We start from the raw sequence: 8,470 nt of genomic DNA on the forward strand, positions 1-8,470 counted from the left end.
ATACTCATAGGGGTTATACTAGTTAAAGCCTTTATGTGGGATTTCAGGATTTCAGTGCAATTTAATCTGCAAAGTGTAGTGTTTTTAATAGTGAGTGCTGTTATATTCTACGCTAAGATGAATTACATCTTCTTCTTGAAAAAGAAGCTTCAGGAAGAGAATGAAAAATTTTCTTTCTTATATCGGACTGTAGTTGATGAGATTTTAGTGGGTAAGGAGATAATAGATAAGTTACTTCCTAACAAGAAAGGAGTGAAAGGGCTTGAGTTTGAGAAATATTTTAAGCCTGTGGTTCTCGTTGGTGGTGACTTTCTTGATGTGATTCCTCTTTCTGATAGTAAGTTTATAGCTTATGTTGCTGATGTTTCTGGACATGGTGTTTCTGCGGGAGTTATTGTCTCTATGCTTAAAGCGCTACTTTTGAAAGAAGTTGTTAGGGGGTATTCCAACTTGCCTTCTGTAGTTAGAAATCTGAATTCTGATTTCAATACATTGGTTAGAGAGACTGGTAGGTATGCTACTCTTTTTATCACTTTGATAGATAAGGCTAGAAAGAAGTTTAGCTATGTAAGTTGTGGGCACACGGATTGTTTGTATTGGAGTTCAAGACTTGGAGAGTTTTTCTTTCTTTCGTCTACTGCTCCGTTGCTTGGTTTGTTGAATAATATAGATGCTTATTCTTCTGAAATAGACTTTAATGAGAATGATTATCTTATCCTTATAAGTGATGGAATTTTCTCAATTACCAATGAAGGTTCACAAGTTATCTCTACGGAAGATTTCGTTAGTATTCTAAACAGGTATATCTCGCCTCAGATTATGCCGAACGAGCTTATGTTTAGGGTTTCTCAAGAAATTGAGAGTTTTATGGAGAGAGGACAGATTGTTGATGATATCACAATGTTCTTTATAAAACTTTAGAGGGGTTATTCTGGTCTATCCTGCTGGCAATATTCAAGGAGGCTTCTTGAAGCAAATGCTTATTAGACTTTTATAATAAAATATGTGTGTGAAGGGAGGGAGTATGTTAGAAGAGAGTTATAATCCGCAGGATTTTGAAGAGAGGATATTAGAGGAATATCTAACGAAAGGTTTGTATGATGCTAAGGGTGGTGGAAAGAGGTTTTGTGTGATGATACCTCCGCCGAATGTGACTAGTGTTTTACACATGGGGCATGGTCTAAATAATACCATTCAGGATGTTGTTGTAAGGTACAAGAGGATGTGTGGATATGATACTTTGTGGGTTCCGGGGACTGATCATGCAGGAATTGCTACACAAAATGTTGTTGAGAAGAAGCTTGCTAAAGCTGGTATAAGTAGGTTTGATTTGGGTAGAGATGGCTTTTTGAAGGAAGTTTGGAAGTGGAAAGAAGAACACGGTGCAACGATAATAAAACAGCTTAAGAGGATAGGTGCTTCATGTGATTGGAGATATGAGAGATTTACCATGGATGAAGGGTTGTCAAGAGCGGTCTTAACGTCTTTTGTCTCTTTATATAAAAGGGGACTAGTGTATAGGGGGGAGTATATAATAAACTGGTGTCCTAGGTGTGCAACAGCTTTGGCTGATGATGAGGTTGAGCATGAGGAGAAATCCGGGAACATATGGTATATAAGGTATCCTTTGGTGGATAGTAGTGGCTATATTGTTGTTGCTACGACAAGGCCTGAAACTATGCTTGGAGATACTGCTGTGGCGGTAAATCCAAACGACGACAGATATAAACACCTTATAGGCAAAAAAGTAATTCTGCCTCTTGCTGATAGGGAGATACCTATTATATCTGACGAGTATGTTGATATGGAGTTTGGCACTGGGTGCTTAAAAGTAACTCCGGGGCATGATCCGAATGACTTTGAGATTGGTAGAAGGCATGGTTTACCGATAGTGAACATATTCAACGATGATGCTACTCTAAACTCTAATGTTCCTCAAAAATACAGAGGTCTGGATAGATTTGAAGCAAGGAAAATTATAGTAAAGGATCTGGAAGAGCTTGGACTTTTGGAAAAAGTTGAGAATCACAGGCATGCAATTGGTCATTGTTACAGATGTAATACGGTAGTTGAGCCGAAGGTATCGGAACAGTGGTTTGTTAGAATGAAGCCTTTAGCTGAGCAGGCTATAAGGTCTGCAGAAGAAGGGAAGATAAGATTCTTCCCAGAAAGGTGGAAAAAGGTTTATCTAAACTGGCTTTATAATGTAAAAGACTGGTGTATCTCTAGGCAGATATGGTGGGGACATAGGATACCTGTGTGGTATTCCGAGGAAGGTAATGTGAATGTCTTTGAGTATGATGATTTTAGAGACAAGGGCAGATACCCTGTTATATTCTATATTCTCTTTGATCTGTGGGTTTCGTCTAGAATAGGAGAGGTTTTTTCTCCTGAGGAGGTTGTTGAGGTTCTAAAACAACCATCTATAGTTGATGCAAATAAAGAGATAAAGAGAAGCACCAAGGAGGTTTACCTTGAGATCCATAAAAGTGTTATAAATCCAGCTGATGATCTAAGTATTCTAGATGATCCAGAAAAGTTGAGAGAGTATCTAGAGGAAAACCTTGAGAGGGAAGGTAGGGGATTTGTGAGAAAAGTTGGTGATAGCTACACGATTGCAATAAGGGATAAGTTAACAGGTAGCTCAAATCTCAAAAGAGATGAGGATGTTTTGGATACTTGGTTTTCTTCGTGGTTGTGGCCGTTTTCTACGCTAGGTTGGCCAAGTGAAACCGAGGATCTAAAAAAGTATTATCCAACAGATGTGTTAGTAACGGGGGCTGATATTCTCTTTTTCTGGGTGGCAAGGATGATAATGGCAGGATATGCATTTCTTGGTGAAAAACCCTTTACTGACATATACTTGCATGGGACGGTTCTAGATGAGAGAGGAATTAAGATGAGTAAATCTCTTGGCAATGGTATAGATCCTCTGGATGTTGTTAAAGAGTATGGTGCGGATTCTCTAAGGTATACTTGTATCTTCTTAGCGCCAACTGGTCAAAACCTAAGACTTTCTATGGAAAAGTTCAAGATAGGCTCTAGGTTTGCAAATAAGATATGGAATGCCTCAAGGTTTGTGCTGACTAACTACGAGAGAATCAAAGACGAAGTAAACCTCTATTCTCTGGAAGAAGTTGTCAAAATGGGGGTTGATGTAGTTGATAGGTGGATAATATCGCTGTATAACTCAACTGTTGCAGAGATACACAGGGCTTTTGGAGAGTATAGGCTTAGTGATGTTGCAATGAAACTTCAAGAATTTTTCTGGGATAACTTCTGTGATTGGTATATAGAGATATCAAAGGTCAAGCTTTCAACTGATGCTAGAGATGTGACTATTTCTGTTCTCTTGGGGGTGTTGACTGGTTTTCTAAAACTGTTGCACCCAGTTATGCCGTTTATTACGGAGAGGATATACAAGGAAATCCCTGATAAGTTGAAGGATAGAGAATACCTTGTGATATCTTCGTATCCTGTGTTTAGTGAAGAGTTGGTGAATAAGGAAGCAGAGGAGGTTTTTGAGATACTTAAGGAGGTTGTCCATAACGTGAGGAAGATAAGAGGAATTCTGAATATAAAGCCTTCGGAGGAAGTTGATATAAAGGTTGGTGTGAATTTACCTGAATACGAGGGCAAAGTGAAGTTTATTCTCTCTGAGAGAGTTTTTGTTGATGTGGTGAAGAGGTTGTCCAAAACTAGGAATGTTCTTGAGGTTGGTGATGTGAGGAAAGAAATAGGTGAAGCTGGGGCAGTTGGAAGGTTTACTTCTGTTCTTATACCTGTTTCTGGGCTTATTGATACTCAGAGGGAGAAGAGTAGGATAATGAAGGAGATAGATAAGCTTGAGAGAGTACTCAGTGGTATAGAGTCTAAGCTTTCAAACTCCGATTTTCTTGATAAAGCTCCGCAGGAGATAGTTGAGGAGGAAAGAGAGAAGCAGAAGCAGTTTTCAAGGATGATAGCGGAAATGAAGGAAATTATTGAAAAGTTGTAGCTGGTAGGGGATGCTAACTGTGAGAAAAACTAGGGATTTGTTGGAAGTTGAGGAAGTGGAGATAATCCACAAAAAGAGTGGTAGGAGTATTGTAAGGGAGATAAGTTTTGGACTTCGTGAGGGGGAAATTTTAGGGATAGTTGGAGAGAGTGGTTCTGGGAAAAGTATTACGATGCATTCAATCTTAGGGATTTTACCAGATTCTCTTGAAGCTAGGGGTAGTGTTTTTTTTGAAGGTGAGGACATTCTTGATGAGAAGGTTGTGAGGAGGGTTAGGGGGACAAAGATTGCAATGATATTCCAAGATCCTCTAAATGCTCTAAATCCTGTGCTTAGGATTGGAGATCAGCTTAGAAAGCTTTCAGAGTCACATAAGCTTTCATATGAAGACGTAGTGGATAGGGTGCGTGGGATCTTTGAGAGGATTGGTATTTATAGTTGGGAAAGAGTGTTGAAAAGTTTTCCGCATCAACTTAGTGGTGGGATGTTACAGAGGGTTGTGATAGCCTTTGTGTTACTTTTAAAGCCTAAGATTGTGATAGCTGATGAGCCAACTACTTCTCTTGATGTAAGCACTCAGAAGGAGATAATAGCGATACTAAGGGAGATAAGGGATAATGAGAATGTGTCTATAATTTTTATAACACACGATCTTTTGCTTGCAAAAGAACTTTGCGATAGAATAGTGATAATGTATTCTGGGTATATTGTTGAGAAGGGTGAGAGTAAGGACATATTTGGTAAACCTTTGCATCCGTACACCAGAGGGTTGATTTCTTCAGTTCCGACTGTGAATGTAAAACCATCGCAACTTTCATATATTCCTGGTAGGGTGCCTCACTTTCTAGAACTTGGGCTAGGGTGTCCGTTTGCAGAAAGATGTGGTATTTCTGAGGAGATATGCTTTAAGGAGTTACCGTCCATGAGGTTTGTGGGGAATTCTGAGGTTCGTTGTTTTCTAGCCGAGAAAAGTTTAGTCAGTAAGTAAGTTTTTGTAAAGCTCTTTGTTTATCTCGGAAAGTTGTTTCTTTATCTCTTCGCTAACTTTACCATATTTAGCGGTTTGGATGAAGGAAATTCTTACTAGAGCTTCTTCTCTCACTTCCTTGTTTTGTGCATTTGTTAGGGGTATGAAGAACTCAAGAGCTTCTTCATAACTACCTTTCTCAAAGTTATACATACCTATGATAAAGCTGACATGTTCCGGGAAGGATTTATATGCTTCACCACTTGTTAGCAAATCTAAGCCTTTTGTATCCTTCTTTTCTAGAAGTAGATATTGGCCTATGAGGATTTTAGATGCTCCTATTTCCTTTTCTGACAATCCTGGTGTGGAAATGGCTTTAGTTAGGTTTGAGATGGCGCTTTTTTCATTTCCATCGTAGAAATCCTTCAATCCTTTTAGGAAAAAATACTTACTTGGGTTTGAATTAGAGATCTTGCTTAGGATTTTCACCAAGCTTTCTTCATCGGCTTTTTCAAGTTTGTGTAAAAACTCTGAGAGAAGTCTTTTTTCTTCGCTTAGGATATAGATGATGATTGCTGATATTAAAAGTATTGTGGAGAACACAAATATGATTATCAGAGTCTTTTTCGGTAGCATCATTATATGAAGTATAGATTTAGAGGCAGTGGTGAAACAAGTTTGTGTGAGGCTAGAACAGTAAACTCAGAGTTTGAAGATCTTAGTTAGATTGTAGGTAGTGACGATGCTATGTTGAAGTTTGCTTTTTTCATTGTTGCTATGTAAACTATACCAAAATACTTTGGTTTTCCAAACTTCTTAACGGCATAAAATAATGTATTAGTAAACTTCAAAAGCATCTCAGTCCTTTTCTAAAGGACTTTCGGAACATAATGAGTATAATTCTCTAGTCTCCACAAGTAGAAATGAACAATCTCTTACCAAAATATTTTAGTACGAAAATGCATTACTGGAGGTTCCGGAAAGAATACTTTCATCTTGACATTACGATTATAATTTGAATATAGCTAAAGAGTAGGATTTATGAGGTAAGAGTGAATACCAAAGTATTTTTCAATTTCAACGGGTTTTAGCTCCTTTGAGGGATTGAAAGTTTTAGCGACTGCTGGTTGAGAGGACGTACTATAAAAGCTTTAGTCTTCTTTGAGGAATTGAAAGTGATTTTAGGCTTTGTTGAATCTGTTTTCTACCAATTTGAAAACAAACTGGGTATGTAGTAAAATACTTATAGATGAGGTGTTGTTATGAGAAATTTTCTGGTTTTGGTTTTGTTGGTGGTTACGGTTGTTTTATTTGGAAAAGGGTGTGTTCCTCCTAAGAATGTAGATGCTGAGGAAGTGGTTTCAGGTGTGAGGATTTATGAGGTTGAAGGTGAGGGAGAGGAATATTTTGAAGCAAGAAGGAATGCTACTCAGAAAGGGGTTGAGAAGGCTATAATTGAAGTGATAGGCAAGAGTAAGTTTGAGGCTAATTTTGATTCTTTACAGAGGGAGATTTTCGGTAATAGAAAGGCTATGGGAGAAATAGCTGAATTTACTAGCACTGATATTTTTGATAGGAATGCTAGAAAGGTGGTTAGGGGGAAAGTAAAAGTAAATGTTGATGTCCTTAGGAAGTATCTAGGTAGGATTGAACTTAAAGAGAGAGAACCCTCTCCTGTTGTGCATTCTCCGAGTGTAAAGACTAAAGAAGAAAGTATACAGAAGCCTCAGGTGAAAGATTACGGAGATTCAAGATCAAAGTCTGAGCAAGGTTTATTTTCTCCTAAAGAAGGTTCTCCTCTTTACAATGTTTCGTTTTTAGTGTTTGTCCCTAACGATAAGATTCATCATTTTAGGGAGAGAGAAGAGTATAGGATTTTGATAGAGGCCATAAATTCAAAGTTATCCGACTATGGTCTTGACTATGTGGATCTAAATAGAGTTGAGGAGCTATCAAAAAAGTTTTCTCTGATATATGAGGAAAAGTCAGGAGAAGCTATGTCTTTGGCACAGATGCTTGCTCAAGATCTCAAGGCTGGTGTGTATATTGAGGCTTATGTTGATGTAAGCTACAACTTAATTCCTGGGGGTATTGCTGATATAGTGCTTATAGGGAGTATAAAGGCTTATGACTCGTCAACAGGTAGAGGGCTTGGCACCTCAACGTTTTCTAGAACCAAGAAAGCTCCAAGAAGCAAGTTTATAGAGGAAACGGAAGCAATCTCTGAGATTGTTAATACTGAAGTTCCTAAGTTGCTGAAAAGTATAGAGGAGTATTTTTCTAAAGGTGTGAAGATTGAGGTAACCATAATAGGTTTTAAAAACATTGCTGAAGAGAAAGAATTTTCTGTCATACTTGATTCGCTACCTGGAATGAGTGGTAAGAAAAGAAAGAGTATTTCTGGGAACTTATCTGAGTATGAAATAATCTACAAAAACGGTATATCACAATTCATTGACGATCTCATAGATGCAATATCAGCGGACCCCAAATACTCAAAAGTGACGATAGATCAGAGTGTGAATAAAGTTATTATAAAGATAAGGTAGAATTACATTGTGAGAACTGTGATTGAGAATACAACAAAGAATAGGAGGAAATGGACTACTCCTAGTGAGACTACTACTAGTAAAAGGGAAATTAGCACTTTATATTTGTATTCGTAGCTTGTTAGGAATTTTATCAAGGTGGGAATCACTAGAACTGAGGACGAGTGGATGAGCAAGTAGACGATTCTTACGATTGGAGTTCCTTCTAACTTTGTTACCAATACTTCAGTTAGTTTTAGAGATGGTAAGTAATCGTAACGTAGTAGGGCAATTCCTATGAGATTGATTAAGAGAAGTAAAGTTGTGAAGAATATAGGTGTTCTTTTATTGTGCACTTCTTTTATTATGTTGTCTATTGGTATTGGCTCAAGTATCTTAGAAAGAGATCTACCTAGTAAAAAGGAGAATAACACAAGTATTACATGTATCCAAAGGAGTGATATGGGTATGAACATATTCGCATTGAATTTTTCAGGCGACTACTTATACTTATCGTAGTCAGGACTATCTGGAAAGTATTTTATGGCACACACTTTATTACCTTTTTCGTTGAAGTAAATTCCTCCATTCCAGTATTCAATTGCACCGAACAGAGCATTACCACCATCCATCTCGTTTTCATTCCTACTTCTCCAGGAAATAAAAGTCATGATGTTCTCAAAATCTTGTTTAAAGATAGATATTGTTCTGGCAAGGTTAAATTTATTCCAGTCATCTATGTCTTTAAATCCTTCCCCTTCATCCAATACTATAATTTTGACTCTTTTCTCAAAGGAATACCAAACCTTAACTTTCTTGTTCACATCGTTTTTGTTACCATGCCTTATAGCATTTTTTATCAATTCACTTATCTGCTGTTCCAAAAGGTTTGCTTCCTTGTAGTGTTCTGGGGCATCCTTCACTATAAACATTGCATACTCTCTAAGTCTGTGAATATCGCTTCTGAACTCAACATAC

Annotated in this window: 8 protein-coding genes; 4 read left to right on the forward strand and 4 right to left on the reverse strand. The window is 37.7% G+C overall.

Annotated elements, in window-relative coordinates:
* From ABDH28_05065 to ABDH28_05075, 3 genes are all read left to right on the forward strand, one after another.
* Positions 1 to 921 (forward strand): SpoIIE family protein phosphatase (locus ABDH28_05065; protein ID MEN2998386.1); only part of this gene is annotated, 921 nt, incomplete at its 5' end.
* A gap of 103 nt (positions 922 to 1,024) precedes the next feature.
* Positions 1,025 to 3,997, forward strand: a complete 2,973-nt coding sequence (locus ABDH28_05070) for a valine--tRNA ligase (protein ID MEN2998387.1) — start codon at positions 1,025 to 1,027, stop codon at positions 3,995 to 3,997.
* A gap of 19 nt (positions 3,998 to 4,016) precedes the next feature.
* Positions 4,017 to 4,985 carry an ABC transporter ATP-binding protein gene (locus ABDH28_05075; GenBank protein ID MEN2998388.1) on the forward strand — a complete coding sequence of 323 codons (969 nt, stop codon included), beginning with the start codon at positions 4,017 to 4,019 and terminating at the stop codon, positions 4,983 to 4,985.
* On the opposite strand, the gene ABDH28_05080 is transcribed toward ABDH28_05075, so the two are convergent.
* Both ABDH28_05080 and ABDH28_05085 read right to left on the reverse strand, forming a co-directional pair.
* Entirely contained in the window at positions 4,971 to 5,603 is a 633-nt protein-coding gene (locus ABDH28_05080; GenBank protein ID MEN2998389.1) for a hypothetical protein, read from the reverse strand. The two genes, ABDH28_05075 and ABDH28_05080, sit on opposite strands and share 15 nt — an antisense overlap.
* A gap of 83 nt (positions 5,604 to 5,686) precedes the next feature.
* Positions 5,687 to 5,821, reverse strand: a complete 135-nt coding sequence (locus tag ABDH28_05085; GenBank protein MEN2998390.1) for a hypothetical protein — start codon at positions 5,819 to 5,821, stop codon at positions 5,687 to 5,689.
* A 405-nt stretch (positions 5,822 to 6,226) separates the two neighbouring features.
* Between ABDH28_05085 and ABDH28_05090 the strand changes: the two genes are divergently transcribed.
* Positions 6,227 to 7,513: a hypothetical protein gene (locus ABDH28_05090; protein MEN2998391.1), complete on the forward strand. Its 1,287-nt coding sequence runs from the start codon at positions 6,227 to 6,229 to the stop codon at positions 7,511 to 7,513.
* A 2-nt stretch (positions 7,514 to 7,515) separates the two neighbouring features.
* On the opposite strand, the gene ABDH28_05095 is transcribed toward ABDH28_05090, so the two are convergent.
* Positions 7,516 to 7,968 (reverse strand): hypothetical protein, encoded by a 453-nt coding sequence (locus tag ABDH28_05095; GenBank protein ID MEN2998392.1) that lies wholly within the window; start codon positions 7,966 to 7,968, stop codon positions 7,516 to 7,518.
* Between the two features lie 24 nt (positions 7,969 to 7,992).
* A partial coding sequence (locus ABDH28_05100; protein MEN2998393.1) for an ATP-binding protein occupies positions 7,993 to 8,470 on the reverse strand: 478 nt, incomplete at its 5' end.

Source organism: Brevinematia bacterium, assembly GCA_039630355.1.
GTDB lineage: Bacteria > Spirochaetota > Brevinematia > DTOW01 > DTOW01 > SKYB106.

Bases quoted from the DNA above. Each gene is read 5' to 3' on its own strand.
- ABDH28_05070 (MEN2998387.1), top strand. From the start codon at position 1,025: ATGTTAGAAGAGAGTTATAATCCGCAGGATTTTGAAGAGAGGATATTA.
- ABDH28_05080 (MEN2998389.1), bottom strand. From the start codon at position 5,603: ATGATGCTACCGAAAAAGACTCTGATAATCATATTTGTGTTCTCCACA.
- ABDH28_05090 (MEN2998391.1), top strand. From the start codon at position 6,227: ATGAGAAATTTTCTGGTTTTGGTTTTGTTGGTGGTTACGGTTGTTTTA.
- ABDH28_05085 (MEN2998390.1), bottom strand. From the start codon at position 5,821: ATGCTTTTGAAGTTTACTAATACATTATTTTATGCCGTTAAGAAGTTT.
- ABDH28_05095 (MEN2998392.1), bottom strand. From the start codon at position 7,968: ATGTTCATACCCATATCACTCCTTTGGATACATGTAATACTTGTGTTA.